Origin of the sequence: Pseudarthrobacter sp. MEB009 (genome assembly GCF_030208875.1) — a bacterium.
GTDB lineage: Bacteria > Actinomycetota > Actinomycetes > Actinomycetales > Micrococcaceae > Arthrobacter.
Window position 1 is genome coordinate 40,792 of record NZ_JARVTC010000002.1, and the last position, 26,227, is coordinate 67,018.

General features: G+C 62.6%; 39 protein-coding genes. 9 read left to right on the forward strand and 30 right to left on the reverse strand.

Going from position 1 to position 26,227, the window contains the following annotated elements; translation table 11 throughout:
- From QRN07_RS00265 to terL, 5 genes are all read right to left on the reverse strand, one after another.
- Window positions 1–1,194, reverse strand: a complete 1,194-nt coding sequence (locus tag QRN07_RS00265; protein WP_285240070.1) for a hypothetical protein — start codon at window positions 1,192–1,194, stop codon at window positions 1–3.
- Between the two features lie 8 nt (window positions 1,195–1,202).
- Window positions 1,203–1,442, reverse strand: a complete 240-nt coding sequence (locus QRN07_RS00270; RefSeq protein ID WP_285240071.1) for a hypothetical protein — start codon at window positions 1,440–1,442, stop codon at window positions 1,203–1,205.
- 152 nt (window positions 1,443–1,594) lie between these two features.
- On the reverse strand, window positions 1,595–2,653 hold the full coding sequence (locus QRN07_RS00275) for a phage minor head protein (protein ID WP_285240072.1): 1,059 nt from the start codon (window positions 2,651–2,653) through the stop codon (window positions 1,595–1,597).
- A gap of 12 nt (window positions 2,654–2,665) precedes the next feature.
- The gene (locus QRN07_RS00280; RefSeq protein WP_285240073.1) at window positions 2,666–4,219 is read right to left on the reverse strand and encodes a hypothetical protein; all 1,554 of its coding nucleotides are present in this window, start codon (window positions 4,217–4,219) and stop codon (window positions 2,666–2,668) included.
- Between the two features lie 13 nt (window positions 4,220–4,232).
- Window positions 4,233–5,750, reverse strand: coding sequence for a phage terminase large subunit (gene terL, locus QRN07_RS00285; protein WP_285240074.1), 1,518 nt, complete (start codon window positions 5,748–5,750; stop codon window positions 4,233–4,235).
- Window positions 5,751–5,854: 104 nt separating this feature from the next.
- On the opposite strand from terL, the gene QRN07_RS00290 reads away from it, so the two are divergent.
- Window positions 5,855–6,022 (forward strand): hypothetical protein, encoded by a 168-nt coding sequence (locus tag QRN07_RS00290; RefSeq protein ID WP_285240075.1) that lies wholly within the window; start codon window positions 5,855–5,857, stop codon window positions 6,020–6,022.
- 497 nt (window positions 6,023–6,519) lie between these two features.
- Here the strand turns inward: QRN07_RS00290 and QRN07_RS00295 are convergent, their stop codons facing one another.
- The 14 genes from QRN07_RS00295 to QRN07_RS00360 form a co-directional block, all read right to left on the reverse strand.
- Entirely contained in the window at window positions 6,520–7,344 is an 825-nt protein-coding gene (locus QRN07_RS00295) for a hypothetical protein (RefSeq protein ID WP_285240076.1), read from the reverse strand.
- 51 nt (window positions 7,345–7,395) lie between these two features.
- Window positions 7,396–8,046, reverse strand: coding sequence for a hypothetical protein (locus tag QRN07_RS00300; protein WP_285240077.1), 651 nt, complete (start codon window positions 8,044–8,046; stop codon window positions 7,396–7,398).
- Between the two features lie 32 nt (window positions 8,047–8,078).
- Window positions 8,079–8,603, reverse strand: a complete 525-nt coding sequence (locus QRN07_RS00305) for a hypothetical protein (protein ID WP_285240078.1) — start codon at window positions 8,601–8,603, stop codon at window positions 8,079–8,081.
- Complete coding sequence (locus tag QRN07_RS00310) at window positions 8,603–9,412, reverse strand: DUF6414 family protein (protein ID WP_285240079.1); 810 nt, start codon at window positions 9,410–9,412, stop codon at window positions 8,603–8,605. The genes QRN07_RS00305 and QRN07_RS00310 overlap by 1 nt, the downstream gene beginning before the upstream one ends.
- A gap of 408 nt (window positions 9,413–9,820) precedes the next feature.
- On the reverse strand, window positions 9,821–10,162 hold the full coding sequence (locus QRN07_RS00315) for a hypothetical protein (RefSeq protein WP_285240080.1): 342 nt from the start codon (window positions 10,160–10,162) through the stop codon (window positions 9,821–9,823).
- A complete protein-coding gene (locus QRN07_RS00320) occupies window positions 10,159–10,686 on the reverse strand; it encodes a hypothetical protein (protein WP_285240081.1) in 528 nt (175 codons plus the stop codon). Before QRN07_RS00320 ends, QRN07_RS00315 begins: the two co-directional genes overlap by 4 nt.
- Window positions 10,683–10,925: a hypothetical protein gene (locus QRN07_RS00325; RefSeq protein ID WP_285240082.1), complete on the reverse strand. Its 243-nt coding sequence runs from the start codon at window positions 10,923–10,925 to the stop codon at window positions 10,683–10,685. The genes QRN07_RS00320 and QRN07_RS00325 overlap by 4 nt, the downstream gene beginning before the upstream one ends.
- Window positions 10,922–11,149, reverse strand: coding sequence for a hypothetical protein (locus QRN07_RS00330; RefSeq protein ID WP_285240083.1), 228 nt, complete (start codon window positions 11,147–11,149; stop codon window positions 10,922–10,924). Before QRN07_RS00330 ends, QRN07_RS00325 begins: the two co-directional genes overlap by 4 nt.
- Window positions 11,146–11,481, reverse strand: coding sequence for a hypothetical protein (locus QRN07_RS00335; RefSeq protein ID WP_285240084.1), 336 nt, complete (start codon window positions 11,479–11,481; stop codon window positions 11,146–11,148). Before QRN07_RS00335 ends, QRN07_RS00330 begins: the two co-directional genes overlap by 4 nt.
- On the reverse strand, window positions 11,478–11,615 hold the full coding sequence (locus tag QRN07_RS00340) for a hypothetical protein (RefSeq protein WP_285240085.1): 138 nt from the start codon (window positions 11,613–11,615) through the stop codon (window positions 11,478–11,480). The genes QRN07_RS00335 and QRN07_RS00340 overlap by 4 nt, the downstream gene beginning before the upstream one ends.
- On the reverse strand, window positions 11,612–11,911 hold the full coding sequence (locus QRN07_RS00345; protein ID WP_285240086.1) for a hypothetical protein: 300 nt from the start codon (window positions 11,909–11,911) through the stop codon (window positions 11,612–11,614). Before QRN07_RS00345 ends, QRN07_RS00340 begins: the two co-directional genes overlap by 4 nt.
- A gap of 111 nt (window positions 11,912–12,022) precedes the next feature.
- A complete protein-coding gene (locus QRN07_RS00350; protein WP_285240087.1) occupies window positions 12,023–12,514 on the reverse strand; it encodes a hypothetical protein in 492 nt (163 codons plus the stop codon).
- Window positions 12,515–12,870: 356 nt separating this feature from the next.
- Window positions 12,871–13,281: a hypothetical protein gene (locus tag QRN07_RS00355; RefSeq protein WP_285240088.1), complete on the reverse strand. Its 411-nt coding sequence runs from the start codon at window positions 13,279–13,281 to the stop codon at window positions 12,871–12,873.
- 191 nt (window positions 13,282–13,472) lie between these two features.
- The gene (locus QRN07_RS00360; RefSeq protein ID WP_285240089.1) at window positions 13,473–13,871 is read right to left on the reverse strand and encodes a hypothetical protein; all 399 of its coding nucleotides are present in this window, start codon (window positions 13,869–13,871) and stop codon (window positions 13,473–13,475) included.
- A gap of 115 nt (window positions 13,872–13,986) precedes the next feature.
- Between QRN07_RS00360 and QRN07_RS00365 the strand changes: the two genes are divergently transcribed.
- Window positions 13,987–14,682, forward strand: coding sequence for a hypothetical protein (locus QRN07_RS00365; RefSeq protein WP_285240090.1), 696 nt, complete (start codon window positions 13,987–13,989; stop codon window positions 14,680–14,682).
- Window positions 14,683–14,689: 7 nt separating this feature from the next.
- On the opposite strand, the gene QRN07_RS00370 is transcribed toward QRN07_RS00365, so the two are convergent.
- The 11 genes from QRN07_RS00370 to QRN07_RS00420 all read right to left on the reverse strand — a co-directional run bounded on the left by QRN07_RS00370 (window position 14,690) and on the right by QRN07_RS00420 (window position 21,054).
- Window positions 14,690–16,222 carry a DNA cytosine methyltransferase gene (locus QRN07_RS00370; protein ID WP_285240091.1) on the reverse strand — a complete coding sequence of 511 codons (1,533 nt, stop codon included), beginning with the start codon at window positions 16,220–16,222 and terminating at the stop codon, window positions 14,690–14,692.
- A gap of 342 nt (window positions 16,223–16,564) precedes the next feature.
- Window positions 16,565–16,870: a glutaredoxin family protein gene (locus QRN07_RS00375; RefSeq protein WP_285240092.1), complete on the reverse strand. Its 306-nt coding sequence runs from the start codon at window positions 16,868–16,870 to the stop codon at window positions 16,565–16,567.
- A gap of 65 nt (window positions 16,871–16,935) precedes the next feature.
- A complete protein-coding gene (locus QRN07_RS00380) occupies window positions 16,936–17,448 on the reverse strand; it encodes a single-stranded DNA-binding protein (RefSeq protein WP_285240093.1) in 513 nt (170 codons plus the stop codon).
- On the reverse strand, window positions 17,448–18,308 hold the full coding sequence (locus QRN07_RS00385) for a recombinase RecT (protein ID WP_285240094.1): 861 nt from the start codon (window positions 18,306–18,308) through the stop codon (window positions 17,448–17,450). The genes QRN07_RS00380 and QRN07_RS00385 overlap by 1 nt, the downstream gene beginning before the upstream one ends.
- Window positions 18,305–19,210 (reverse strand): YqaJ viral recombinase family protein, encoded by a 906-nt coding sequence (locus tag QRN07_RS00390; protein WP_285240095.1) that lies wholly within the window; start codon window positions 19,208–19,210, stop codon window positions 18,305–18,307. The genes QRN07_RS00385 and QRN07_RS00390 overlap by 4 nt, the downstream gene beginning before the upstream one ends.
- Before the next feature lie 216 nt (window positions 19,211–19,426).
- Entirely contained in the window at window positions 19,427–19,891 is a 465-nt protein-coding gene (locus QRN07_RS00395; RefSeq protein WP_285240096.1) for a hypothetical protein, read from the reverse strand.
- A gap of 23 nt (window positions 19,892–19,914) precedes the next feature.
- Complete coding sequence (locus QRN07_RS00400; RefSeq protein ID WP_285240097.1) at window positions 19,915–20,130, reverse strand: hypothetical protein; 216 nt, start codon at window positions 20,128–20,130, stop codon at window positions 19,915–19,917.
- Window positions 20,127–20,333 (reverse strand): helix-turn-helix domain-containing protein, encoded by a 207-nt coding sequence (locus QRN07_RS00405; RefSeq protein ID WP_285240098.1) that lies wholly within the window; start codon window positions 20,331–20,333, stop codon window positions 20,127–20,129. Before QRN07_RS00405 ends, QRN07_RS00400 begins: the two co-directional genes overlap by 4 nt.
- Window positions 20,320–20,592 (reverse strand): hypothetical protein, encoded by a 273-nt coding sequence (locus QRN07_RS00410; protein ID WP_285240099.1) that lies wholly within the window; start codon window positions 20,590–20,592, stop codon window positions 20,320–20,322. The genes QRN07_RS00405 and QRN07_RS00410 overlap by 14 nt, the downstream gene beginning before the upstream one ends.
- On the reverse strand, window positions 20,589–20,762 hold the full coding sequence (locus QRN07_RS00415; protein ID WP_285240100.1) for a hypothetical protein: 174 nt from the start codon (window positions 20,760–20,762) through the stop codon (window positions 20,589–20,591). The genes QRN07_RS00410 and QRN07_RS00415 overlap by 4 nt, the downstream gene beginning before the upstream one ends.
- Before the next feature lie 22 nt (window positions 20,763–20,784).
- Complete coding sequence (locus tag QRN07_RS00420) at window positions 20,785–21,054, reverse strand: helix-turn-helix transcriptional regulator (RefSeq protein ID WP_285240101.1); 270 nt, start codon at window positions 21,052–21,054, stop codon at window positions 20,785–20,787.
- Between the two features lie 263 nt (window positions 21,055–21,317).
- On the opposite strand from QRN07_RS00420, the gene QRN07_RS00425 reads away from it, so the two are divergent.
- From QRN07_RS00425 to QRN07_RS00455, 7 genes are all read left to right on the forward strand, one after another.
- Window positions 21,318–21,782 carry a hypothetical protein gene (locus QRN07_RS00425; RefSeq protein ID WP_285240102.1) on the forward strand — a complete coding sequence of 155 codons (465 nt, stop codon included), beginning with the start codon at window positions 21,318–21,320 and terminating at the stop codon, window positions 21,780–21,782.
- 10 nt (window positions 21,783–21,792) lie between these two features.
- Window positions 21,793–22,149 carry a hypothetical protein gene (locus QRN07_RS00430; RefSeq protein ID WP_285240103.1) on the forward strand — a complete coding sequence of 119 codons (357 nt, stop codon included), beginning with the start codon at window positions 21,793–21,795 and terminating at the stop codon, window positions 22,147–22,149.
- Between the two features lie 52 nt (window positions 22,150–22,201).
- Window positions 22,202–22,603 (forward strand): ImmA/IrrE family metallo-endopeptidase, encoded by a 402-nt coding sequence (locus QRN07_RS00435; RefSeq protein ID WP_285240104.1) that lies wholly within the window; start codon window positions 22,202–22,204, stop codon window positions 22,601–22,603.
- Window positions 22,587–22,832 carry a DUF3263 domain-containing protein gene (locus tag QRN07_RS00440; RefSeq protein ID WP_285240105.1) on the forward strand — a complete coding sequence of 82 codons (246 nt, stop codon included), beginning with the start codon at window positions 22,587–22,589 and terminating at the stop codon, window positions 22,830–22,832. The genes QRN07_RS00435 and QRN07_RS00440 overlap by 17 nt, the downstream gene beginning before the upstream one ends.
- Window positions 22,832–23,992 carry a tyrosine-type recombinase/integrase gene (locus QRN07_RS00445; RefSeq protein WP_285240106.1) on the forward strand — a complete coding sequence of 387 codons (1,161 nt, stop codon included), beginning with the start codon at window positions 22,832–22,834 and terminating at the stop codon, window positions 23,990–23,992. Before QRN07_RS00440 ends, QRN07_RS00445 begins: the two co-directional genes overlap by 1 nt.
- Window positions 23,993–24,119: 127 nt before the next feature.
- Entirely contained in the window at window positions 24,120–25,391 is a 1,272-nt protein-coding gene (locus QRN07_RS00450; RefSeq protein ID WP_056597664.1) for an ATP-grasp fold amidoligase family protein, read from the forward strand.
- A gap of 192 nt (window positions 25,392–25,583) precedes the next feature.
- A complete protein-coding gene (locus QRN07_RS00455; protein WP_285240107.1) occupies window positions 25,584–26,117 on the forward strand; it encodes a TspO/MBR family protein in 534 nt (177 codons plus the stop codon).
- The last annotated feature ends 110 nt before the right edge of the window (window positions 26,118–26,227 follow it).

Here is a 26,227-nt window from a genome sequence, read left to right on the forward strand (position 1 = left end):
TTACTTACCCCCTTCGAGGGCGTTGATGGTGTCCTCATCGCTGTGGGTGCGCGATTCGGTGATGGGCTGGGCGCCGTTCCCTGCCGGCCGGCCAGCGCCTGCCTGGGACTGGAACTTGGCCGCGGCCTCGGTCACGGAATCCGTGAGCTTCTTCGGGTCGAAGTTCTCCGCCGCTGCCATGAGCTGCGCGGATTCGGTGATGAACGCGGGCGCGTCCTCGCCGAACGCTTCACGCACGATCGATGCGGCCTGGCCCTTACGTGACTGGGCGGATTCGAGGGCGCGTTCCTCGCGTTCCTTCTTCAGTTCAGCCTCGGCCGTGGTGGCCCGGCTGGCGGACTCGCGCAGTGCAGCGAGTTCCTTGTCATCAATGGTTGCCATGGTGGCGTCTCCTTGATTTTCGGTTACCGCTGCCGGGTTCGGAGCGGAATCAGTGGGCGCGGCTTCTTCAGCGGCGGTGGGTGTGGGGTCTTCCCAGAGGTCCCGCTGGAACAGCTGCGGGGCGTTCGCTTCGACATTGGCCGTGAACGAGGTGAGAGCGTCGCCAAGGGCAGAAGAGAGCGTGATGCGCTCCTCCCGAGTCAGACGCCCATCACCGAACATTTCGTCGGAAATGTTGGTGAACATGGAGTGCATGCGGGCTTCCAGCCACATCCCGACGTTGCGGGCCTCCTTGACCTTTGCGGCCTCGAGGACTTCGGAGATCCGGCCGCCGCGTCCTGCGTGGGTGACGTAGTCGACCCGGTTGGTCACGGCAGGGATAAGGCGTTCGATGATCTGGCCTTTTCGGCCGTTTGCCTCGCCGTAGCTGATTTCAGCGGCCGCGGCGATGGAAGTCCCGATGACGTCCTTGATCTCGGCGAGCATTTCGCGTTTGTGGCTGAACACGCGGTTTTCTGCGACCAGCCGGCCAGGTTCCTCGCCCGGGTTATCTGGGTCAACCCAGTCAGGCTCCCAGCGGGCATCCTCAGCGAGGGCAGCGGCCAGGGTAGCAACGCTGCCCACTCCGCCGTCGCCGTCGTGGTCGATGTGCTGCTGGGTCTTCGCGGGGAATACGCGGTCCTTGGCGGCCTGTTCCAGCATTTCGCGGGAGTAGTAGCCTGATGAACCCCAGCCGGGCGTGATGAGTGTGATCTCGGTGCGGGATCCGTTCAGCGTTACAGCCGACCGGGCTTCCTTGATGATGGTTGGCACGATTCCTCCTAGGCGCGGGGTGGCCAGGACCAGTGGCCGGGCGTTGGGACTTCGGCATAGGGCACGTACTGGCTGAAGAACATCCCGGTGGGGTTCAAGATCGCCAGCCCAACGGGGTCAACCTCTGTAGTGATTGGTTCGCACAGCTGCGTGATGATGGCGGCGCGTGCCTCGGGCAGATACTCACCGCCCGGGGTTCCGTACGAGTGGTAATGCACGGTCCTGCCAATGCTTGGCGACTGGCCCATTGCGGCCTCCTTGTATGCTGAGCGGGTGGGTAAGGATGACAAAAACGAGGGCGGCCAGGGTGAATGCCCCGGGCACGAGTGGGTGATGGGGCACGTCGACTTGAACAGTCATGGCGGCTACATCTACTCGACGTGCCGCTGGTGTGGGACTGTCAGCGTCGAGCAGCCAAGTTTCTGAGGTCCGCCACAGGCGTGACGTGCATGGAGTCGCGCCACCCTGCTGTGCTGCGCTTCGCACTGAGGTCATCCCAGCCGACCTGACCGGACTGCAGCAGCGCGAGCCTGTCGGGGCCCATGATGGTCCGTTGCGTATCCGGGGTCAGGTTCTCGAACCATTCCCTAGCGTTCGGGAAGACGTCCGCCGGCTCCTCAATATCGAAGCCGAGCTCTTTCCACGTCTTGGTCTTGTCGATCCGTCCGCACCGGCCTTGGTGGTGGTCGATGGGGCCGGGCTCGTCGGTAGCGTGTTCGGTGCCGTGGTTCGCCAGGCATGAGGGACAGGTCCGTGCGTCCAGTGACGCTGACCAGATCCAGTTGGTGAGGACCTCGGTGTTTTGCTTCGCTGCGGCCAGGGAACCTGCGCGATGTGCGTCGAGCGTTTCCGTCCGGGCGATCACGAGCGCCCTGGTGAGGCCGCCATTGAAGCCGCCCTCAGCCTGCTTGACCATCCGCCGGGCGGTGGTCCGTGGGTTGTCGCCTACCGCGACGCCCCGGATGAGGTTCGCCCGCATGGAACGAACGGCGTCAGGAGCCAAGGGTCGCATGCTGGAGGTGATCTGCTCCGTGGAGCGCTGCACAATCGCCGCCAGAGCGTTCTGGTCCACCCGATCCCACGCCGTGACCAGTCCGGTCCCGTTAGCCGGCAGCTGCGAGCTGATAACCGCCGTGGTCCCAGCGCCGCCCAAAGCGATCGCCTCAGGCAGAGAAGCACTGATCGTGATGTTCGCCTGATCAGCGAGGCCCTGCAGCTCCTCCAGCGTGATTTCCAGAGTTTGGCGGAGCCGTGCGTTAGCCCTCACCTTCGCCTGAGACACGTAACCGTTCTCAGCGGCGGCGAGGACATCCCCGATTGATTGCGTGTATTCGGGTTCCAGCGACTGCCACGTGTTCACCCAGGCGCCGACCAAGTCCCGGACCTGCTGGTCCGAGAGTGACTTGGCCGCGTTCCTGGTGTCGGCGGCGAGGGCCAGCGTTTCGGGGGTGATTGCCACGCTGGCCCCTTCCTACACGAGTGTTGCCGGGTCTTCGCCGCGGTTGAGGGCGTCGGCGGCTGCTTGCCCTGCGTTCGCTGCCGGGTCCTTGAAGTTCCCTTGCTCGTCCGTGACCGAGTCGAGGATCTGTTCGATGTCCCTGATGCGGAGGGCGTGCAGGATGAGCTTCAGGATCTCCAACGGCGGGACCTTGTTCGTCCCGTCAGCGAGGACAATCGCCTCGAGGAGAGTCTTGATGTCGATCTCTTCAAGGTCCGGGTAGATGACTTCGATGGTTCCGTCTTCTTCGCCGGCAAGCTGCACGAGGAGCCGGTCACCGTCACGGTTCACGGTGCCCTTGAGGGGCCCGCGGGGCGCCATTACGGCCTGCTCGATCGCGTAGCCTGCGGAGGCCCGGTAGAACTCGGCGTGGACTTCCTGCCTGCCCATCTGCTCAAGCCTTGTGGGAAGGTCCAGGGTTTCAGCGGTCGCCCTAGCGCCCGTCACGCCGGGGTCGGCGAGGAGGATCGTCACCGGCACGCCCACGGCGGCCGCGACCATCGCAGCCAGCGGACGGCCGGACTCCGAATCTAGGGTGGCCCCCGACTTGGATGGGAACTCCACCTCGCCCGTACCGGAAGCGGCGAGTTGCCCAGCCGGGCCGGCTTGGATCTGGTTTGCCGCGGCACGGAGGCCCTGCGCTTTGGAGTTCTTGTCCTTGATGACCCCGGCGATGCGCGAGAGGGCCTTCATCAGCAGGGACCAGTCCTCGAGGAACTCCTTGTAGGCGCGGGACCAGGGGAGGGCGGCGTACCCGTCGCCCACACCCCACATCCGGTCCCGCCCGACTGGGTTGACCTTGATGTGGTAGACCGCTGCGCCGCCGACGCTGCCCGGCCACATGACCGGATGCTCACCGTACGTCTTCAGCTTCGTGAGCGGCTGGTACTTCAACGCCGGGTAGTAGGCGGTCCGTTCGCGGGACAGCGAACCGAACGTGGAGGTGGGCGTCACTTCCGTCCAAACCCGCTTGTAGAACCAAGGGGTGAACCGGTCGCCCGGGTCCGTGACGATCTCCTTGACCTCATCGAATGCGAACGGCCGGACCTGCACCCGACCGTCGAGCGGGTCCACGAAGTGCGCTACGAACACGTTGCCGTCATCGAACAGGTCATGCTCAATGGCGTTGCGTGCCTGGGCGCCGAATACGGCATCCCGGTTTCCTTCATCTGTCAGGTAGCCCTGCACGAGGGAGTCGACGTCTTGGCCGCCCTCGGTGCCGCGGGCGTTGACCTGCACACCTTGCCCGAACACGTACGAGGAGCGGATCTGCTTCGCCCGCTTCATCAACGGGTTCATGATCGACGTGATGCGGACCAGGTCAGCGTTCCGGGCAAGGACCTCGCGGGTGAAGATCGTCCCGTCCCGCCCTGTCAGGGAGTCCCAGCCGATGTTCTCCCGGCGCAGCTCCAGCAGCGACTCCTGCAGCCGCTCCACCTCGTACTCGAGGCTCAGGAGTGCCCCGTCGTCCTCGGGTTTGGCCTCTTCGACTGGTTTGCGGAAGCCCATAGCTTCGAGAACGCCCATCAGCTCCGCCTTCCTAGTGTTCCGCGATCACGTACCCGCGGTCGTCGTATTCGTCGTAGATGTCCGGCTCGACCACGCGGCCCTCGTTGAGGATCGGCATGAGGAGGAGCCGGTTGATGGCTTGTGACATGGCGTCGATGGTGTCGTCGTGGGCGCCGTTGGGGAACGCTTTGCCTTCTTCGACGAGTTCTTCGACGTTGGCCAGCAGCTCCGCGGTGGGGAGGATGACGTTTTGGGCGTGCGCCATCGGTGAGATGGCCGATGCCCTCGCGTATTTGCTGCCCTCAGGTTCGATGGGGATGAGCCCGAGAAGCTGGGACTGCAGCGAGTTGATGGCTGCGGGCCCGTTGGCTTTGTCTTCCAGGAACTTCGCAACAGCCTGTGGCCACTTCGCCGAGAGGGCTTTGATGGCTTGCAGGGACTCGTTGAAGTTCATGCGCCGGCGGACCTGATCGAGAAGGTATGCGGTGTTTCCTACCCTCAGCCAGACTTGGCCGACGACGAAGTCTGACGTTGGTTTGTCCTTGAACGTGAGGTCCCAGGATTGCACCAGTTCGTGGTCGTCGCGGCCGATGCCGGGGACCATCATTACGCCGTTGCCTTGGTCGATCCAGAGGGGCTGGTCGTAGCGTGCCCATTCCTTGGGGAACACGTTGCCCGTTTCGGGGTTCGGTGAGCCTTGGTAGAGGGCGGAGAAGTCCCGGGGCCCGGCCTGGACGCGGATCTGCTCCCACTCTTCGGGGCTGCGGGACTTGCCGGTCTTCTCGTTGGTTCGGGCTGATCGCATCCACTCACCGGGTTCACGCCCGAGCGGGTCCGTTTCGCCGTCATCCGGGTTGTGGTTCGCCTGGGCGGGGATGTTGATGACCCGCCACCGGGCCTTGTCCGGCTGGGAGAGGAGGAAACCGGCCATGTCGTCGACGTGCCAGCGGGTGAGGATGAGGATCACGGGCGCGCCGGGTGCGAGGCGGGTGGAGCCGACGGAGCGCCAGAAGTTCTTGGCGCGTTCCCGGAAGGTTGGGGACTCGGCCTGCTCACGGTTCGATACCGGGTCATCAATGAAGAGGATGTCCGCGGGCTTGCCGGTAAGTCCGCCGGTGAGGCCCACGGCTTTGACGCCGCCCTTGTGCCCGTCGAGCTGCCACTCGGATGCGGCGCCGTTGTCGGGGCTGATGCGGAGTCCAAGGTCGAGGGTGCCCTCTTGGCCTTGGTTGTCGGTGATGAATTTGCGGATGTCCCGCCCGAACGTGAGCGCGAGGCCGGCGGAGTAGGACACGACGGCGATGCGGCGCTCAGGGTTGCGGGTGAGGAACCAGAGCGGCCCCACCTTGGTGACCCGCGTGGATTTGCCCTCCTGCGGGGGCATGCTGATGATCAGCCGGTCACAGGTCCCGTTCTCCACATCCATGAGCGCCTGGTCAATGTGGTCCAGGGCCGGTGTCTGGAGGGTGGAAGGGTCCACGGCTTTCGCGAGCTGCCCGGGCGACTCCCACCGGGCGATCTTCCTCGGCGGCGGTGCCGGCTCGAACATGCGGGCCGCGTGCTCCCACATATCCAAGCATGCCTCCAGTGTTGTCGGACCTTGCGACTAGCGTGTCATCAGTGCAACAACGCACTCACCTAGAGGGGAACCCAATGGCTAAATTCACAATCAACCCGAACGCGATGGGCGAGAAAGTGCTCGAGGCCGAGACGTTTAGTTCCGTCAACGGGTACTGGTACTTTTTCGATGCAGCGGGCATAACGGTCTACGTAGCTAGCGAGAAGGTTGTCCACGCGATCGAGCGTCACGCCCAGTCGTAGGTTGCTGGTGCTAGGCCCGGGAGGTTCTGCAGTCCTCCCGGGTCCGGCGTTTCGGCGGTCTTGCCCAGCCGCCGTGCTGGGTGGAGGGGTGGTTTACTTGCTCGCCCGCTGTTCCTGGGTGGGTCGGGGGCTTTCAACCAGTGGGCTGACAGGGAATCGAACCCTGATGTGGCAGGCATGCTCGTCCTGCATAAACCGTTCAGCCCTCCCCGCCGGCCGTGGCCTTCAGCGGGGCTATTCAGTTGTGGGTGCTGGCGCCTCTCGGCGAGCAGCTGCGTGGCGGTGGTGGGCAGGTCCGTCCTTGGCAGGGCGAGAAAGGTGTAAGCGCCCCGGCCGGCCTTCACTGGGAGTTACCAGAACCATGTGTTGACCCGTGCCACGCAGAAGGCCCGCCACTGTGGGGGAGTGGGCGGGCCTTCACCTGCTGGACGCATCTTGAAGGACACGTATCGCAGTATGGTTTGACCATACGTGACAAGTCTGCGATTAGCAAGCGCTTATGCAGCGAGCAGCAGTTGTTTCTTGTGGGTCGGGTTTCCGAAGGGTGATGTCTTCATCCGGGCCCACAGGTTCCGGACCTTCCGCACCTGGTAGACCGGGGCGCCTTTGCCGTTGACGCCGATTGGGGTGAGCTTCCGCCGGCGGACCCACTGGCGGATGCGTTCCTGGGGGAGTGCTTCGCCGGTGACCGGGTCGGAGATCATGCGTGAGAGTTCCGCGGGGGTGCCCTGGTGGAGTCCGGCGGCGAACATGGCCCTTACCCGCCATTCGGTGACGTCCCAGACGGACTTGCACCGGGGGCAGCGGGCCTCTGGGTGGCCGGGCATGGTGTAGACAGCGGCCCCGCACTCAGCCTCTTCTATTTCGGTGGGGCACATGCCTGCGAAGACGCGTTCGGCGGACCTGTCCATGGTCCTGCGGGCTTTGTTGAGGGCTTCGCGGAGTTCTTGGAGGAGTTCGCCAGCCCACCCGGCCCGGCGGATCCACTTGACCTGATTGAGTAGGCGCTCCGCGATCTGCCGGGGGGTGAAGTAAGGGTTCACGACACTGATGTGTGAGGCCCACCCGCGGAGGACCGCCTCTAGCTGGTCGCCGTCATCGATGGCGTCGAAGTTGCAGGGCAGGGCCGGCGTTGAGTGCCCGCTGGTCCCGTTGGAACCGGCCCCGACGTCGAGACGCGCCGCGCTTACGAGGAGGTTCTCCCACACGTCGGCGACGTCCCTGAGGCAGTTCTCGAGGCGGGTGGTGCAGTGGTGGCAGAGGGTGATGCCTTGCGCGTTGGTGGGGTGGTTCCCGCCCGTGCATGCCTGCTGTTCCGCCACTGATCCCCCACCCTCAAAAGCAACAATTACCACTCTCCAGTATAGCGAATGCTAGTCGTTTCCCGCGGCAAGAAGACGCAACTGTTGGGGCACAATCTGCGGCACCAGGGCCTGCTGCTCCGGGCTCAGGTTGAGTGCCCCCAGGATGGCGCGAATAGCCTCCGCAACCAAGGCACCCTGAGATTCGGCGAGCTTGACCTTTCGCTCCTCAATACCGGCGCGGAGGGCGAGGGCGCAGACCTTGGCGAGGTGTTCGCGTTCCTTCATGTACAGCTCGTACCAGACCGACGGGCCGGCCTTCTCCGTCGTCACATCCACGGCGCCCTGTGGCCCGACGCCGTCCTCATGCTGCGTCTTCCCCCACACCAACTGTTCGTTCTCCAGCTCCTGAACCTTCTCCCGCAGCCAGGCGACGTGACCGGCGGTCCAGTGGATCTCATCGAGGAGGGCTTTGCCAGGGTCGATGTCCTTGGGGAGGCCGAGGGTTTTGACGGCGTTGGTCATAATGCGTTGGGCTTCCTGCTCGGCGAGACGTTCGGCGGCTTTCTTCTGCACCTGGGGGGCTTTGCCGCCGTGCCGGCCGCAACGGGTCGCCCCGGGGACGGGGCCCAGCCCGCACGGCTCAGCCTTCTTGTTCTTCGCACCACAGATCGTCTTACCGTTAACGACCTGACCAAGTGCGAATCTGGGGTCTGTTGCCATGTCTACCGCCTAAGTACGGGTGTTGGGGACGATTATGCAGACGGAAATGAAACTCGAAGCCACGCTTTACGGCCTAGCCAGCAGTGATATGCGCGAGTTGCCGGGAGGTTGACGGGGTCCAAAGCTCCAATACAGTGCCTTAGGAGTACAAGAAGCGGGTCAATATATTCCGGAGTCCATGAGTCGCGAATGGATAGAATTTCTGCAGCGTACTGGGTTGTCGACGCCAAGTTCACATAGGCAGGTTTGAGTGCTGCATCATTTAGATCGTAGGCCGCGTCGAACTTGTCACAAATCTTCTGGAACTCCTCGACATGTCGTTGGGCTTCAGCGACTGACACTTGCATGATTTCCTGCTTCATTCGAAGCGTTTGTAGCTGCAGGTACATCTTTCGCACGGTGCTTACAGCCGCGGCGGTCACGTCTGAGCGGGCCAGGAGCCGTTGTTTTCTCGCCTCCAGCGTTGGTGCAAAGAGATACTGTGCAACGACCGTCGTGAAGAAGGCCACAAAAATTGCTGTCCCGGTGGCCCAGGCAATTTGTTCTGGTGCCGTCACTAGTAGATCGCAATCGGCCGAAGTTCGATTGCAGGCCCCTTGATTCGCTGCGCCTCTTCAGTGTCGACAGACAACATGCCTTCCAGTCCACCAAGCATCGTACTCAGGCCTTGCTTCTTGAACATCCGGCGAAGGGCACGGTCCATGTCAGGCAAGATCCATCGCTCCGTGGACACTTCCGCGCCCAAGAGGACTACGCGTTCCACCGAACCGAAGATGGTCACGTCCCGCTCAAGATCTTCGAAGGTGCTGTTTCGGAAGAAGTGGCCAGGGTCGACAGTGACGAACACGGCAACCCCCAGGTCCAGCTCCAACTCCAAGGAAAAGAGCTGCCTGGAAACGACCGGAGACGATCCCACCATATCCGCGATCAATTTTGTTTTTACGTCGTCTTGGAGATCACCTCCACCATTTGCGGCAAAGGCTGGCAACAGGCGACCCATCAAGTTTCCGACCTGACTCGCTGCGCTCAGTTCCATGGCGCCGTCGAGTTCAACGAGGTTTCCTTTGCGGAGTCCTGCCATGTCGGCTTCAACTGCCGATAGATAGCCCTCGATCTGAGCCTCATCAATAACGTCGTTCATGATTCGGAGCGGATTGGCTGGTAATGAGTAGCTGGTCTCGAGCTCTGTGCCCTTTGATCCCCCTCCCTTTGCTCCAAGGCCCCTGAAGCCGACCGAGCCCTCACCCGTTAGGGAAGTGCTTCCTTTTTCCTTTATCTGAGTCTCCACGCCGTACGCGATTCCGTGGTAGTCGGCCACGTTTAGCAGTAGGTCTTGGTCTAGGTACAGCGGGTTGCGAATCGGCACGGAAAGCCTTTCAAGAGTTCATGGATGCGTCGACAGCAATCCTATTTGTTTCCCTAGTGTCCCAGCGTTGCCCCCGCATTTGGCGGCGCCGTCGGTTATGGGGTGGCGTGTTGTGGCGGTGCAGCGCTCGTTATGGTGGTGGCCACCGCGGCGTAGTGCGGCCAACGTCTTCGGTTCTTTGCCGGCCGATTTCGAACAGTGCCCGCCGGTTCCGCTCATCCGCCTCACACACGGGGTTGGTAGGGGGCCTTTTCGCGGTGGGCTTCTTGAGGCTCGCGGACTCTGCTCGTGCTATCCACTGGCGGAGGAATCGGATGGTGACCGTTGTGTGCTGTTCCGATTCCCAAGAGTCGAGGTTCTTCTTCAGCGTCTTCAGTTCGCCGCGGACAGCCCTCGACCCCTCCCCGCTCATCCGTCCACCCCGTCCGTCGCAGCAGCAAGAACAGCGCCGATGTTGTCCGCAAAGTGTCGGAGGTGGTCTGATGCCGTGTTTTCTCCAAACAGGCTCTCCCCCTGCTTGGCAGCCGCGTACATCAGGTTGACCTGCTCCTGGACAGCTTCCATGGCGTCCACCCGTACCCGTCGTATGCCGTTCGCCAGGTCGTCCGCATCAGAAGCAGCGAGGGCGGCGGTGGCTTCGAGCCTTCCCACTTCGGCCCGCCAGTCATCCCCGGTCCAGGTCACATCCCAGTCGCCCGCCTCATGGGCCGCTCGTGCCGCCGCTTCTACGCGGCTTGTCTCGCTGCTCATGCTTCGGATCCTTCCGGGGCGAGTGCGGCGATAGTCGGGCAGGGCCAGAGTGATTCGCGGTAGCCGAGTTCCTTGGTGCATTCCCCATCGCAAGGCCCATCCTCCACGGTCTTGCAGTAAGCGCATACCTCGAAGTACGGCATGTTTGAGGGATCGGTGGTAAAGGTATGACCGAGGTCTTTGGAGGCTTCTTCGGCCGTGTCGTAGGAGCGGTCCGCATCCCGGTACGGCAGCCAGCGTTTCTCTGCCTGGTGCAGCTCCCGTACTTTGGCGATCTGCCCGACCTGCGCTTCCACCACGGACAGGAGATGCGCGACGTCGGCCTTAGCTGCCGCCGCTGCGATACCGTCTTCCTTGCGTTCCTTGACCTTGAAGATGTCCGTGTCCAACTGGTCAAAGCGGTGCAGGTCGAACTCTGGCCGGGCGTAAACCATGGACAGGCTCTCGTGGTAAATCCAGTCGCCAGGAGTTACGCCCGCCCACCTGTCCTTGATCGCGTCCAGGCGCGGGTCCGGGGCCGTCACAGGGAGGCCTCGGCGCACTTGGAGTGGGTGAAGTCCGGCTCCCACAACTCTGCTTTGAGCCTCGCCTGCAGCATCACGCTCATAAAGTCCAGCGGGTTGCCGTCCGCGTCCTTGTTGAATGGGTTCTGGGTGCTTTCAAAGACGCGGGTCCGATTGACGGTCTTGCCGCATACAGGGCATGGCCCTTTGCGCCGGGCTTGATGCTTCGCTACGGGGAAGCGGACTGTTCGGATGCTCATTCTGTTCCTGTCTGTGTGTCGTTGCCTTGCCCGCGTATCGTGGCGAGCTGTTCGGGGTTCATTTGCCGGAGTTTGGCGATGAGGTGGGTGTTGCAAGCGGGTTGGCCGTACGTGTCGGCTTGTGCGGTGAGGCCGATGAGTTTCGCCTGCGCGGTGAGTCCCCGGTAGTGGAGGGTTTCCTGCTCGGCACGGTACTGCTCGGCGGCCAGATCGGTGGGGGTCATGGGGTGGGCTCGTGGATGACCGTAGCGGGGAGAATAATGTACTTGCTCCCGTACGAGCTTTCCGGGTCCATGAGTGAGCGCCAGTTGCCCATGGAGGTCTTCAGTAGGGCATCGGGTTCACCGTCAAGGATGATCGAGCCCTCGGGCAGCGCGTCGAGTTCTTCCACGGTGCTGATCGTGCGGGGCTTCGAGTAGCCGGCAGCCAGGACGGCATCAGTAGCGTGGCTGGCAACAATCCCTGTGAGGCTTGGCGGCGCGTCTGCGCTGTTGTAGATGGCGCTCTCCACAGCATCCTCGATCAACGATTGAAGTTCGTCTCGTGCGTCGCTCATTGTCCGGCCTTTCCGATGAGGTAGGCGCCGCGGATCCGGGCTACCTCGTTGATCGCGTTCGGGTGGGTGATGGTGCCGGCGTAGAGCGCCTCGAGGACGTTCCCGATCCTGTCCATCGCCTCCTCTGCGGTCATGCGCGGGCCTCGTCGTAGTGAGGGAGCTTGGCGAAACGCTCCAGGATGCCGGCGCGGCGGCCGAACTCGTGGTTCCAGTGCACCCAGTGGTCTACGCCTGGGTGTTCCGGGTCGCCCATGCCGAGGCGTAGGCCCCGAACCTCGCACTCCGCCTCGTGGAACACCGCTCCTTGCACCTCGGCAGCGAGTTCGGCGTCCGTGAGGCGCTTGTCGTCTTCGATGACGAAGCATCGCGTGTCTCCGCACTCAGCGCACCTGTACACGGTGAGGTCGAGAGCCTTAGTCTCAGTTGCCATTTCGGGTTTCCTTTTCGTGGTTCGGCTGGGATTGCAGTCCGCTGGGCCGGGGTGGTTGGTCTCACCCCAGCCTAGCAACTATCAGTTGTTTTAGCAACGATTGCTAGTCGTTTATAGAGGCGCGGAAATGCGCGTGTCTGCTGTTTGGACGGCGAGGGCGTAGGCCTGCCAGATGTCAGCGGAGAAGCCGTAGAACCAGCCGGGCGCGGCCTTCGTGCCCTTGCCCCGGTTCGGCTCCCCGTACGCGAAACGGTCGATGAGCGCCTGGGTGATGTTGGCGTCCTTGGCCTTCGAGCTGTGGCAGTGGTGGAGCTTCACCTCGCGCCGGTAGACCAGGCTGCAGGTCGCAAATTCCGCGACCCGATCCGTGTGGCGCTGCTTGAAGCGTCCAATCCACACGCACGTGTCGAAGACTTCCTTGCCCACAGCCATGCCGTAGGACGCGATCATCTCAATGCTGAGGTGGCCATAGCTGGTGTTCCTGATCAGTTCCAAAACTTCATCGTTCGGGATCTTGCCGACGGCGATGGGCCGGCACGTGTCGGGGTCGATCATCGCGTAGCCGGAGAAGGTGTTGCCCGGGTCAATGGCGAGGATGGTCACGAGATTACTCCTGGATGGTAGCCGGGTGGATATTCCTAGTCGCAGCATAAGCGACCTGTAATCGTTTCTGACGGCCTAACAAGACCCCAAACGACCAGACACCCCACCCCGACCCCCACGAAGCCCCACAGCCCGCACAGACGACCTCCCAAGCGCCTCACGATAATCAGCCCGCGCCACCAAAACCCAAGCCTCCGCATCAGCCACACCCAACTCCGCCACCTTCCGATCCGTCCCACCCGACAAACGAGCCCGAACACGCCACGCATCCAACACCACCAAAGCCTCCTCGTAACGCGCCTTCAAGGTCGCCTCAGTGTGGTGCGTGGTCGCCCCTACGGGGAGGGTCTGGATGGTCATGGTGTTGGCTCCGTTTCGGTGTGGTGTTTGCCGAGCAGTTGTTCTGGTCGGGTGCCGGCTTTGATGTCTGCCCAGCAGCAGCGGCAGTTGTGGGCTTCTTGGCCGATGTGGTCTTCGCATGGTGGTCCTGGTGGGATGCGGGTGCCGGCGTCGTTGATGGGTTGGTCCCAGTGTTTGCCGGGTTGGTAGATGACTGCGGGGGTTCGGGCTGTTGGTGTGCCGTCGGGGTTGCGGCGTGTGGCTGCTGTGATGGCGGCTTGGGTGAGGGCGGGGAATGGGGCGGGGTGTTCCCGGTTTCGGCCGATGAGGGTGACGAGGGCTGGTGTGCCCCATTCGGGCCGGAGTTCGTGGAGGATGCTTGCGAGTGCTTCGGCTTGGGGTTTCGTGATGGTTTGGGAGTCAGTCAAGTGTCCGGGTCCTTCCGCGTTTAGTTACTGGACGATTGATTGATTTCTTCACCCCCACTTCTTTAAAAAGTGAGTAGAAGCAAGAGGTGAGATAGGCACTTAGGTGAGTAGTTAAATGGTTATGTTTATGGTGCTAGTGGTTTGCCAACGGTTTGCTATGGCAGGTGCTATAGCAGCTGCTATAGCAGCTGCTACCCGTTTGGGGGTTCTTGGCAGAAGCTGCAGCCAGGTTCTTTCACCTCCTTTTTGACGTGATGCTTGACGTGCGCGCCCCTCGCCCCGGCCTCTGATTTGTTCGCCTGGTAGTCCTCGATCTGCTTCTTCGAGTGCTGGTGACTGAGGTAGTCGTGGAGTTCGTAGGTACCGTCCTGGAGGGCTGTGACGAGGCCGGCGTCGATGAGTTCCTTGCCCGCTTTCGGGCCCCTGCTGTTCAGTTCGTGCTTCGAGAACTTCCCGTCGGATCTGGCGTCATTGCAGTCCGCAATGAGCTCCACATGCAACCGGAACGCCTTGTCCGTGAGGGCCCTGATCTTCCTGTGCCGGGGGTACTCGTTAGTGAGCACGAAGTATGGCCTGGTGTCCTTGGCCACGACACTCCTTCCTGGTAGAGCCGGAGCGAGCAACAATCGCCTGTGTGCGACTGCTGCTCGCTTCGGAGGGCATGACTAAACAGATACTTCCCACGGCCGCAGGTAAGATCCGTAGGTGAATAGTGATGAAGTATGGCTCCTGCAACTCTGGAGCGGAGTGTTCGGTGCGGCCATCGGAGCTTTAGCCGCGGCGGCCGTAGCGCTGCTTGTAGTGAACCTGACCAACCGGCACCAAAGTCGACTCTCGGCTAAGGCCATAGCCGCGCAGATGGCGTTAGCAGCCGAAGCGCTCGTCGTGCAGAAGAAGCATGCCGAGGATGCACTCAAAGCCCAGGAAGACTCCTCACTCCGACAGTTACGGGAGCAGAACGAGGAATCCTCACGAAACAGACAGATTGCCGCCGTGGCGGACATGATCAGCAGTGCTTTAGAGCTGGTTGATCGGGCTGATGAAACGCTCGAAGACATCCAAGTGTTGAGGCAGCGGATGATGACCGCTTGGATTCGCTTCTCCTTGGAGCTTCCAGTGAAGGACAGCGACGGTGGCGAGGAATTTTTCCACTGGCCAGGCCATCTCGCGTCTCTAGCGATGGATGTTTTAGAGGCGAAGCTGACTAAGCAGCCCCACAAAACCGCCTTTGACGTGCTGAATGATGCGACGAGCGCATTTTCCACCCTTGCCCGATACTGGATGCGCATTGGTTCAGAGGAGCGGCTCGCGGTCTCCAAAATTCTCGAGAACGCGAGGTTGAATCCGACAGCCACTCGGACGATGGAAGACTTCTTTTCTCCCCTGCAAAGTTCTGAGTGATGCACGGTTAGAAGGCCTGGAGGGTTTCGGCCATGCAGGCGACGAGGTCCCTGGCCGCGGGAGGCGTGACGGCGTTGCCCGCCATCTTGACCTGCTCGCGCTTGTTGCCGAGCATGATGTATTTCTTCGGGAAGGCCATGCCGGCTTTGATCTCGTGGGGCTCGAGCATCCGGAACTCGCAGTCCTCCACTGACGGTACGGACCATTCGGCCAGGCCGTGGTGCAGCCCGTTGGCGGCGAAGGTGTCAAGCGGCTGCCCGACGTCCTTGGGAGCGTTCTGACCGCGGAGCGTCGTGATCATCGCGAACCTGTCCACGGTCGTGATGGTGGGGATGGCCTTGGATGTCGGGTGCAGCTGGCCGGCGCCGTAGTACTCCATCAGCATGTGGTCCCGCGGGGCTGTTACGACTGCGTTGGCATCTCGGGTGGTCAGTGCACGCATAGGGTCCGACGTCGGGCGGGCGTCATCGTTCCAAGTGCCGCCGGCCGGCACAAGGAGGCCGGTTTCGTTTCGGGTCGTCTGGGTCCGCATGGCGTCATCTACCAGCTGCGCTGATTTGCCCAGGCGGCCCTCCACTGGGACCAGCAGGGAGCGCGTGTAGGCGGTCGTTTGCGTCTGGAAGGTCTCGTGATTGACGGGGCTGATGATCTGGGAGCCGCGGACGGAGTCGATGGATACGGGCTCCTTGCCGTACTTCGCGAGGCCGGCGAGGATCCGTGCCATGGTCTTGGGTGCGAGCGGCCGGGCCCGGTCTCCGATGCGTTCGCCGCGGAGGGTCCAGTCGATCGCGTGGGAGGCTGGCAGCCAGCCGGGTTCCACGATGGCGTTGCGGCATGACGTCTTGGGGCAGCGGTAGTTGTACTGGGCCCGGTAGCGGCCCCACTGCTCTGACTTCTTGAAGACCTGCATGGCGTCCACGACTTCGTTGCAGCTGGCGCAGTAAGCCTTGGGCCGGAAGTACTTCTCGACGTCGGGAGCTTTGTTGCCCTTGAGCCAGAAGAGGACGTACATGCGGTCGCGGGATTGCGGTGCGGGCAGCCCGCCGTGTTGGGCGTGCATGCTGTTCAGGTACTGGATGCGGTGCTCGTAGCCGAGGGACTTCATGGCCATCAGCCACGCTTCGAACATCACCCATTTGGCGGCGTCAACGACGTTCTCGGTGATGACGGCCCGGTACTTGTGGACTTCGGCGAACCGGGGCACGTCCCACATGGTGGCGCGGGACCGGTCGGCCGCTTCGTCGGGGATGGTGTCGCCGAAGAGATCTGCCTGGTTGGTGACGCGCTTGCGTCCCTTAGCCACGGAATGGTTGGTGCACTCGGGGGACGCCCAGAGGATGTCGCTGTGGCCGATGTAGCGGGGGTCCGTTTCCTTGATGTCTGCCTGGACGTGGATGGTGTCCGGGTGGTTCGCGTTGTGGGAGGCGAGGGCCTTGTCCCAGTGGTTGAGCGCGGTCTTTACCGTGATCCCGGGGAGCGACGTCGCGCCTGTTGAGGATCCGCCGGCGCCGCAGAACATGTCGGTCATTGTCAGGGTCATGGTGTTTGTCCTAGTTGCAGCTGGGAGTGTTTGGTGAGGGCCCGAAATTGGCCGCCTTCGATGAAGGTCCAGCCTTTGTTGGGGAAGTGTTTGCGGAGGGTTTCGCGGGCGATGCCGGTGGTTCGCTGTACTTCGCGTTGGGATGCGCCGTCTTGGAGGAGTTGGGCGGCGGCCGCGAGGTGTTCTGGTGTGGGTGGGCGTTTGAGTGGGCCGGTCATCGTGTGCATCCGCCGCATTCGCCGGTTCCATTGAGGGGTTTGTCGCAGGAGTCGCAGAGGGCGATGGTGCTTTGCCGGCGGGGGAGGTTCAGGGGCGGCCTTGGGGGAGTGAGTGCGATGGTGTTCACGCGGCGGCCTCGGCCCGGTGGGTGATGTGTTCGCGGATCTTGTGGGGCTGCAGGCCGGACCACACGAATTCGCCCTCTGGGGTGGAGGTGACTACGACGGGCATCTGCCGGTAGCCCAGGGTGTCGGTGACGTAGTGGAATGCGGGCTCGTCCTCTTCGACGTTGACTGCCGTGTATTCGATTTCGGCGCGGTCGAGGAGGCCCTTGGTTTTGGTGCAGCCCCAGCAGTCGTTCTTGGTGTAGACGGTGACTGCTACGCCGTCGCGGGCTTCGATTCGGGGTGTGATGTCGGTGATGGTCAAGGGGTTCTCCTTTGGGGATGGTTGCGGGCGCCTGATGTGTTCAGGCGCCCGCATGGTTTTGCTTGTCAGAAGGGTGGTTCGGTGTCTCCGCCGCCGAAGCCGCCGGCGTTGGAGGTGGTATTGCCGCTCCACGGGTTGCCTTGTTGGGCCTGGCCGCCGCCCCAGTTGCCGCTGGAGGTTGCCTGGCCATTGCCCTGACCGCCGGCGCCGCTGCGTTGGGTGCGGTTGACCTTGGCGTTGGCGTACTTGAGGCTGGGCCCGATCTCGTCTACCTCGAGTTCGATGACGGTGCGCTTCTCGCCTTCCTTCGTCTCGTAGCTCCTGCTTTTGAGTCGGCCCTGGACGATGACGCGCATGCCCTTGGTCAGGGATTCGGCGACGTTTTCCGCCGCGTCCTTCCAGACAGCAGCGCGGAGGAACAGGGCCTCCCCGTCCTTCCACTCGTTGCTGGTCCGGTCGAACGTGCGAGGCGTGGAAGCGATGGTGAAGTTAGCCACCGCCGCGCCGGACGGAGTGAATCTGAGTTCCGGATCGTTGGTCAGGTTGCCGATGACTGTGATGGTGGTTTCGCCGGCCATTACTTGGCGCCTTCCTCAGCGAACCAGGCGGCGTCTGCTGCGTTCTGTTCGCCTTCGTCCACGAGCTCCCCGGTGAGTGTGTCGGCAACGGGTTCCGGGTGGTGCTGTCGCGGTGATGCGACCGGCGCTGCAGGCGGTTCCGCGGCGGGCGCTGGTGCGGGTGCTGGTTCGTTGGCGACGTCGCGGACGGCGCGGACCTGCTCCCGGATGTACTCGGCTGACGTCGGCACCCACTTGGCGAGGTCGTGCGCGGCGGTCTTCAGGACCATCGCGGCCTCGTCGGTGGTCCACGGGCTGTTCTTCCCGGATGCTGCGCTTGCGCTGGCGGACTTGGCCCGCTCGATTCGGGTCTTGTCGACCACGACGACCTTGGACACTGCGCCGTCTTTCATGATGGCGTAGGCGTAGGAGCCGATGATCTGTCCGCGGTCGCCGCCGAACCAGTCGACCTCGTGGAGGGGCTTCGTCATGGTGCCCGGGTTCCAGGAGAATTTGTCATTGGCGAAGACGTTCTCCACGATGACCGAGGACACGGCGCCGGCGCGGTACATGAGTTCCACTTCGCCTTGGTAGCCGACGACGCCGAGGACCTTTCCGGCTTTCGGGGTGAGGTAGTACTCGTCGGTGCCGGGCATGAGTCCCAGCTGGGCAGCTTGGGACAGTGCGACGATGAGGGATCCCGGGTCCTGGTTGGCGCACTTGAGGAGGAAGTCGTTCTTGCGCAGGGCGGACAGGGAGGACGTGAGCCAGCCGACGCCCTTGTCCTGCAGATGGGAGGGGAGGGCTGCGAGGAGCTCGCCTTTGTAAGCGCCGATGTTCTGGCGGGCTACGTCGATGGCGCTGATGGCGGTGGAAGTCATGGGGTGGTTTCGCTTTCTTCGATGGTGGGGAGGTTTTTGGATGCCACGAGGTACGGGGTTCCGCCGCCTCGTGATTGGCGGGTGAACAGCTTCTTGCCGTTCCAGAGGATTACGCGGGCGTTGCCGGCCTGGTCGGCGATGAACGTCTTTGCGCCCTGCTCCACGAGCTCTGCAGCTTTCCGGGCGGTGTTGGCTTTCAGGAATCGGGTGGCGTCTTCGTCGGACAGTTCATGCTCTTCGTCCTCGATTTCCGGGTTGAGCTGCTTCACCGCCTCGTAAGTGGCAGCATGCCCGTCCAAGGGGTCGAGGCTCGGCCGGCGACCCTGTTCGAGGAGATCCATGAACTCGGTGACCCGGGCCAGCATCACGGCCACATATTCGGGGTCGTAGTCGATGACGTATTCGGCGAAGTCCAGAAAGGACTTGATGACGGCGAGGTGCACGCGGCGGAGTCCGGTGGTGAACATCTGCCACTGGGCCTGGTCGTAGTAGCCGGGCGGGACTTGGTCGGTTCCGGGTTCGCCCCAATCGGCGTCGATGGTCGAGGATTTCGCCTCGAACACCAGCGTCCCGTCCGGGGTGTGGATGATCCCGTCCGGGGTGGAGGCGGCCCAGGGGATGTCCTTGTGGATCCACATTCCCGTTTCGGTGACCTGCCAGTCCGGGTGCTGGTCGCGGAACCACGCCCTGACGGCGGGTTCGAGGTAGTGCCCGCGGCGGGTGACGTCCGTGTCTTCCTCGCGGGGGACCTGTCCGGCCATCTTGAGCCAGAGGGAGAGGTAGGAGTCGTAGGTGGAGTGCTTCATGATGGCGCTGACCTTGCTGGCCGTCATGTACGTCATCCACTCAGCCGAGCCCGGCGCTACTTCCGGGACGGACGGGTCCGTGAATTGGATGGTCATCGGGTTTCCTTTGTCTGGTCGATGTCGTCGCAGTGGCAGTTGCCTGTGCAGGTGTGTTTGTCGCAGTTGGGGCAGAGGCCGTATCCGCGGCAGAAGCAGATCACAGCCCGACCACCAGGACGGCGGGGATGGCGTGGGCCAGGAACAGCCAGAGGCCGATGGTGGCGGTGAGGACTGTGAAGCGGACGCCGGCGCGGACCCGGAGTTGGCGGGGGCTCACGCGGCCAGCTCCATGTGGTCTTTGAAGCGGGCGACGACGTCTTCGATTGCTTCGGTGAGTTGGGCTTCGAAGTAGGCGATGACTTCGGCGGTGTTGTCGTCGATGCCGTGCGGGTCGGGTTCGAGCATGTTGTGGGTGCCGCGTTCGACTGCTGATAGCTCGTCGAGCGACTGCAAGGCGTTTTCGACGGCAGCAAGATTGGGCATGATGCCGATCATGTGTGCGATTCGGACGGCGAGGCGTTCGTCGTCCTGGTCGTCGGGGCCGTGCCCTTCGTGGTGGGTGACGATGAGGTCGCGGGCTACTTTTGCGGCTTGTTCTTTGGTGAACCAGTAGGGGCTGGTAGTCTGGGTGCTGTTCATCGAAGCGGTCCTTTTCGTGGTTTCGGTGGGCGTGAGGTCCGCGGGTTGCAGCCCGTGGGCCTCTTTTGTTGCTGGATCAAATGTATCTGCTATTCGCACAGAAAACAACTAGCAGTTGTTTTTCACGCGACAGCTGAAGGTGGCATCGCTTTCACCTTGTACGCCCACTGCACGGATGAACCCAGCACGCCGGCCACGTCGGGACCGTTGCACCCGGCGTTGAACGCCGCCCGGACAGCTGCACGCTTCCGTTCTTGCGCGGCGACAGCGGCACGCTCAGCCTTCACGGCGTCCTCGTGGGCGGCTTCGAGCTCCGCCAACGCTTTGTCCTTCGTCACTGGTTACTCCTTGTCTTCTGGTAGTAGTCGATCGCGTTCCGGGGGATCCGCCAGGGGCTGGTCTTCCCGCCGGTCTTGTAGGCGCCGCGGAGCGCCTGCGTCTGGCAGTGCTTCTTAATGCTGCCTTGTGGCTCCGCGAGCATCGCCGCGACTTCGGGAACCGTGTAGGCGAGGCGGGGGAGTGTGGGGCTAGTTGCCGGCATCCGGAACACCCCTCCATGCGTGGAGGAACCCGCCATGCCTGGACTTCCGCCGGCTGGATGAATAGTCGGCCTTCGCAATCAGACCGCGGCGGCTTGCCGTCCCGAAAACGCTGCCCCACTGGTTGTGGTGCGGGGGTTCGACGATGCCGCGGGCCCGGAGGGTGTCGGCCGTGAAGGTGGTCCCCGTCTTCGCCAGGGCCTCAATCTCGTCGAGTGCCGAAGTCTTCCAGTCCTTTTCAAGCACAGCTGCTGCAGTCATGCGCCTTCCGTTTCTGTTGGTTTGGTGAGGGTCCAGCCCATGGTCGTTTCGAGGGTGAGGAGTGCGTTGTGCAGCTCGTCTGCGCTTGCCATGCCACAGGCACTGTCTTCGATGAGGTCCCTGAGTGTTTGGGTCGGGGCGGGTGCTGCGGTGAGGGTGGCTGAGACCATGGGTGTTTCCTCTATCTGGTGGTTATGCGGCGATGGGTTGGCGTTTGGTGCCTGCCGCGTTTGTCATTCTGGGCACGCGGGTGTCTTCGTGTCTGGTGAAGAGTTCGTCGACGTCGCGCTTCAGCCATTTGCTGATCTGCGTTGCCAGGTCTTCGGAGCACTGAGGCATGGTGCCGGTTTCGAGTGCGGAGATGGCTGCCTGTGTGCATTTGCAGAGGTGTGCCAGGTCCCGCTGGGTGTAGCCCTCGCGTTCGCGACGCTTCCTGAGGATGGACGTGCTGATGGGCTTCATGATGACCTCCCCCCGGAGTCGTGTTCTGGGGCGCCGTGTGGCGCGTTTCTTGGTGTCTGTCTTTGGTGTGTCGCCGTGGCGGTACGTGTACATCTTGCATCCCTTTCGTGGTGGTTGACAAGTGAAGCTTGCCGCACTTGTCTTTCACTTGTCAAGACTACGGCTCGTTTCTCCCGCGATCGCTGGTATCTAGACGTTTTACTTGTATTAGAAAAAGTTCTGTTCGCTCGTACAAGTAGTACAACTAGCCCGAGGATTGAGCCATGCCACAAAGACCCAAGACGTTGAAAGACGTGGCGCAAGCTGCATCAGACAACAACGGCGGTGCCGGGGGGCGCCAACTGGGCCGGATAGCAGAGAAGGCGGGACTGACGCTGTCCTACACGACAGTCGACAAGATTCTCGCCGGCACCTACACCTCGCGACCAGGAAGAAAGACCCTTGAAGCACTCGCCCAACTCGCCGGACTACCACTAGAAACCGTCCTGAAGGCCGCTCAGATGGAATTGCCGCAAGCGCGACTCGCAGACCAGTTACCTCCAGACGTCGACACACTCACTGCAGAGCAACGCCGCATAGTGATCGAACTCGCACGCGTTTTCATCAAACAAAACCGGACCATCCGGGACCTCGAAAACGCCCAACCCGAAGACCAAGACAACTACCGCCTCGCAGCCCGCGAAGCAGACAACGCAATCGGCATCAACCAGATGCCCGAAGACGCCTAAAGGAAACCCAATGTCCAGCGCTCTCCGACTCCTCCTCGACGCTAACCGCGGCGACCGGAACAACATCGAACTTTCACGCGACTGCGGCGGGGTGCCTACGCACTCCCGGATCCAGCAGATCGGCAACCGCCCGATGCGGGTCTTCCCGGACCCGCCCACCCTCAAAGGCCTGGCCCGCGGTCTGAACGTCACAGTGGAGCAGATCATCGCCGCCTGCGCCGCCGACCTTGACCTGCCTATGGGCGCCCCGGACTCGTCCGCTCTCGTCCTTGGCGGCGCACGGTCCTTGCCCGAGTCCTCCCAGCAGCTCCTGGTTAGCCTGTCCCGCGAAATGATGCGCCTCTCAGACGTCAGCACCAGCAAGTAGAACCAAGCCCCTCCAGGGGCATTGTCGTAGCCGGTCTGTAGGTTCGTTCCTCATGGGGTGGGAACTGAAGGCCGAAGAGATGGGAGTGCGCGTCTCGTTCGCGCATCCTCCCCACGGCTGGTGGGGGTGCTGGGACCCCGACCACCGCCGTATCCGGCTCCACCCTGACTTGGGGCCCATCCAGCTCCGCTCGACCGCCTGGCACGAACTCGGCCACGCCCACTACGAGCACGTAGGCCGCTCCGCCAAACAGGAGCTGCAGGCCAGCGTCTGGGCCGCCCGCCACCTCATCCGGCCGGCCGCCTTCATCGACGCCGCCCGCATCACGGACGACCTCATCAGCATCGCCCACCGCCTCCACGTCATGCCCGACGACGTCCGCGCCTGGGAGAAATCGCTGACCCTCGAAGAACTCATCCACATCCGAAAGGAAATCAATGGACACCCTGACTGACCGCGAAAAGGGGATCCTCAAACTCGCCGTCACCACCTATCAATACCCCGCAGCCCGGGAACGCCAAGCCGCCGAAGAATTCGGACTCGGCGGCGTGCACTACTGGCAGGAAGTGAACCGCCTCACGGATCATCCCGCCGCGTATGCGTGGGACCCGCAGACCGTCAACCTGTTGTTCCGCCGGCGGATCCACCGCGACCGACCCCGGCTCGCCTCCAGGATTCTCTGATGGCGAGGGTAGAAGACCTCTGGGTCAGGAAGGACAAGACCCGCACACCCGTCTATGGGAAGGGTATGCGGTACCGGGCAGAGTGGCAGCCCCTTGGAGAGAACAAGCAGCGGAAGAGCTTCGCGACGAAGGCGGCGGCCATGGCGTTCCTCGCCGAACAGGTGTCAGGGATGAACCGCGGAACCTACGTCACGAGCCGAAAGAAGATCCTTCTGTCCGATTACGCTGCGGCGTGGGAGAAGAACCTCCTGCACCAGCGGCCGACGTCAAAGGAACAGATCCAGGGGAAGCTGCGGCTCTATATCGTTCCGACCCTTGGCAGGTATGCGCTCGATGCTGTCAGCCGGGCAGATGTCCAGGAAGCAGTGGGGGAGTGGAGCGAATCCCTGGCGCCGTCCACTGTGAAGCTCACGTACTCGTACCTGGCCGCGATGTTCAAGGCCGCGGTCCTTGACGGGGTGATAGCGAAGAGCCCTTGCATTGGCATCAACCTGCCCACGGTGGAGGGGATCGCCATCGTGCCGCTCCGCACTGAGGTTGTGCAGATGCTCGTCGAGCGGATCTACGTCCCCTATCGGCCGGCCGTAGTTCTCTGTGCTGCAACAGGGTTCCGTTCGGCCGAGCTTCGGGGCCTCACCTGGGATCGGGTCGACTTCGCCACCAACATGATCACGATTGACCGGCAGCTGATCAGTACAGAATCGAACAGGCTTGAATGGGGACCGCCGAAGACTGCGAAGAGCCGCCGGAGCATCCATGTGGGGGAGCAGTCAATCCAGCTCCTGAAGTCGCTGCAGGGGATGCAGCTGGGGCCGGGCGGGCTGGTGTTCCACGCCGCGGGCAAGCCGATGACGAGGAAGGCAGCCAGCCAGGTCTGGCGTTCCGTGAGGGGCAGGGTTCCGGGGCTGGGGGAGGCCGGCACGGGCTGGCACCAGCTGCGGCATTATCACGCCTCGCAGTTGATCGCGGGTGGCATGTCTCCTGTTGCTGTCGCGCATAGGCTGGGGCACAAGGATGCCACCGAAACTCTGAAGACGTATTCGCATCTGTGGCCGGATGATGACACCCGTGCGGCGGCGATTACTGACGGCGGTGTGACCCTCGATTTTGAGGTGTTTGCCCATGATTTGCCCATGGTCGGCTCGGAGGGCCTGGATTAGCGGGGTTTGTGACAGAACCCGGCGTATCGGCTGTCCCATCCACACCAGCCATAGACCCAGCAGGACCCGGGAACTCGGCCGGGACAGGTTGAACGTGGGCGCCCGGGACAGCATTTAGGATCTTCATATGGCCTCCTCGAACCCCTACTTGTCCTTTATGCGCCAGCGCTTCGTTAATCAGCAGAACCCCGTCGACCCTGTTCCATGGGAATTGGACGACAAAGACACCGCTTATAAGCACGTTAGTGCCGCGGGATATCGTGTGCCGAAGTACCTGACGGTCGGTAGCGCTGCCGAGGCCCTTGCCGCCGGTGAGAGCTTAGGCGATCGGTTCGTAGTCAAGCAGCCGAACCGCCATTCGACTAAGGGTGTGTACGTCCTCGAAACCATCGGCGGCGGAAAATATCTGGAATTGCTTAGCCTGCGAATTCTGACGGTGGACGACTTAAAAACGGACGGGCCTGAGCCTGACTATTGGTTGGCTGAGGAATGTATAGACTCAGGCATCGCCGGGAAGCCTTTACCAATGGACTACAAAATCTATTGCTTCCGGGGCAAAATAACCCACATCAGCCAGATCGACCGGAACGTATCGCCGCCGCGGCTCGCATTTTTCGATGGTGCGTTTCTTCCTCTCGAATTCGGAAAAGATTACACCCTTGACGAAAGCCGATGGGCTAGGGAAAGCCATCTGGTTCCACGCCACGCGGGCGCGATGCTGAAGATGGCAGCGGACTTGTCCGCCGGCCTCGACACACGGTTTGTTAAGGTCGACTGCTACGACGGTCCCGATGGGCCAGTCTTTGGTGAGTTTACTTTTGCATCCGGGGCAGACGACATAGGTATGGTGCGCTACAGCGATGAGATTCTGGCGAAGCTTGGCCGTGCTATCGACGGTGAAGAGGTGGGTGCCTTGTCCGGATTCGACATCGACATGCCAGGATTCCGGGCTGCCCTGGGCGGCGAGTCAACGCTGACAGCTCACCCGGCCCTCTATTCGAGAATGTCCGCCGGGGCCCTTCAAGCTGACAAGCGGTACTCACCGACCTTGGCAGCCAACCTCGCAGCCGGACGGACGCGCGCGGTCTTCGCACTCGGTGCCTATGTGATCGGCTGCCTTAACAACGACGAAAGTCGTGCTTTCGCAGTCCAAGACCTTGTCCGGCAAGGCTCGCAGCTCATCGTGGGCGGTGGGCGGTTGGCCGAATTCAGGGCCAGAGCACTCGCCTTCCACGATCACAGGGCCAGCGGTAACCCCTGGCACACGGCGCGCGCAGCCGAAGTCCGTCTGGCAGCCGGCACCCAGGAAGCGCTCGAAGTGCTGAAGGCTTTGGCTGCGGACGGCTACGCCCATGCCGAGCGGGTCGTGGCAAAATACGAAGCGAGCTTCAGCAAATAACCCAGTCAAGCTGCATTGGGACACCGGCAGTCAGGCAGTCGCACTTGACTGCCGGGCGTATGCGTGAACAGGCTTCCAGAACGTATCTAATCTGAGCACTTTGGCCGCCTGCAACTGTACGCTCCACATAGAGGCAACGCGGGCTCGACGGGCTCGAGTTGACCTGGTCCGATGCGTTGGGCATCCTGAAGCGTGCTTCCAATCTCTGACCTTCCGTCCGCTTCCGGACGTAAGGTTCCTTCCCCCGGCGGGCAGGCGGCTGCCCTGCTGGGGTTTCTTGGCCTGTCGATGGCAGCCTGGATCGTTGCATCAGTGCCCATCATCCTGAACTCCACCGGCTGGTTCGCCGCATCCGTCAAAGCCCCGTGGATGCCGCCGGGCTGGATGTTCAGGTCCATGTGGATCCTCCTGTACGCCGCCGTGGCGTTGGCGGCGTGGCTGGTATGGCGCCGGCAGGCACTTCGCGGCAGCACCCGGTGGTGGTACGCCGCACAGCTGCTGTTCAACGCCGCGTGGCCGCTGACGTTTTTTGGCCTGTATCCGTTGATCGGCACAGCGGCCCTCTGGGGTGCCCTGGTGGTCATTGCCGGCCTGGGTGTGTCCGTGGGATTCCTTGTGGTGCGCTTCGGCCCGGTCAGTGCCACCGCGGGGCTGCTAATGCTGCCTTATCTCTCGTGGGTCATCTATTCGTTCAGCCTGAACCTCTTTTCCGCCCTCCATAACTGAACGGCAGGTGTGAGTGATTTCACGGCGCCGGCGACTCAAACAGGCATCACGCCAAATTAGAATGGAACCGAACGCAGGGGTTCTTCCGCCGGAGCTCCGTTCTTAACCGG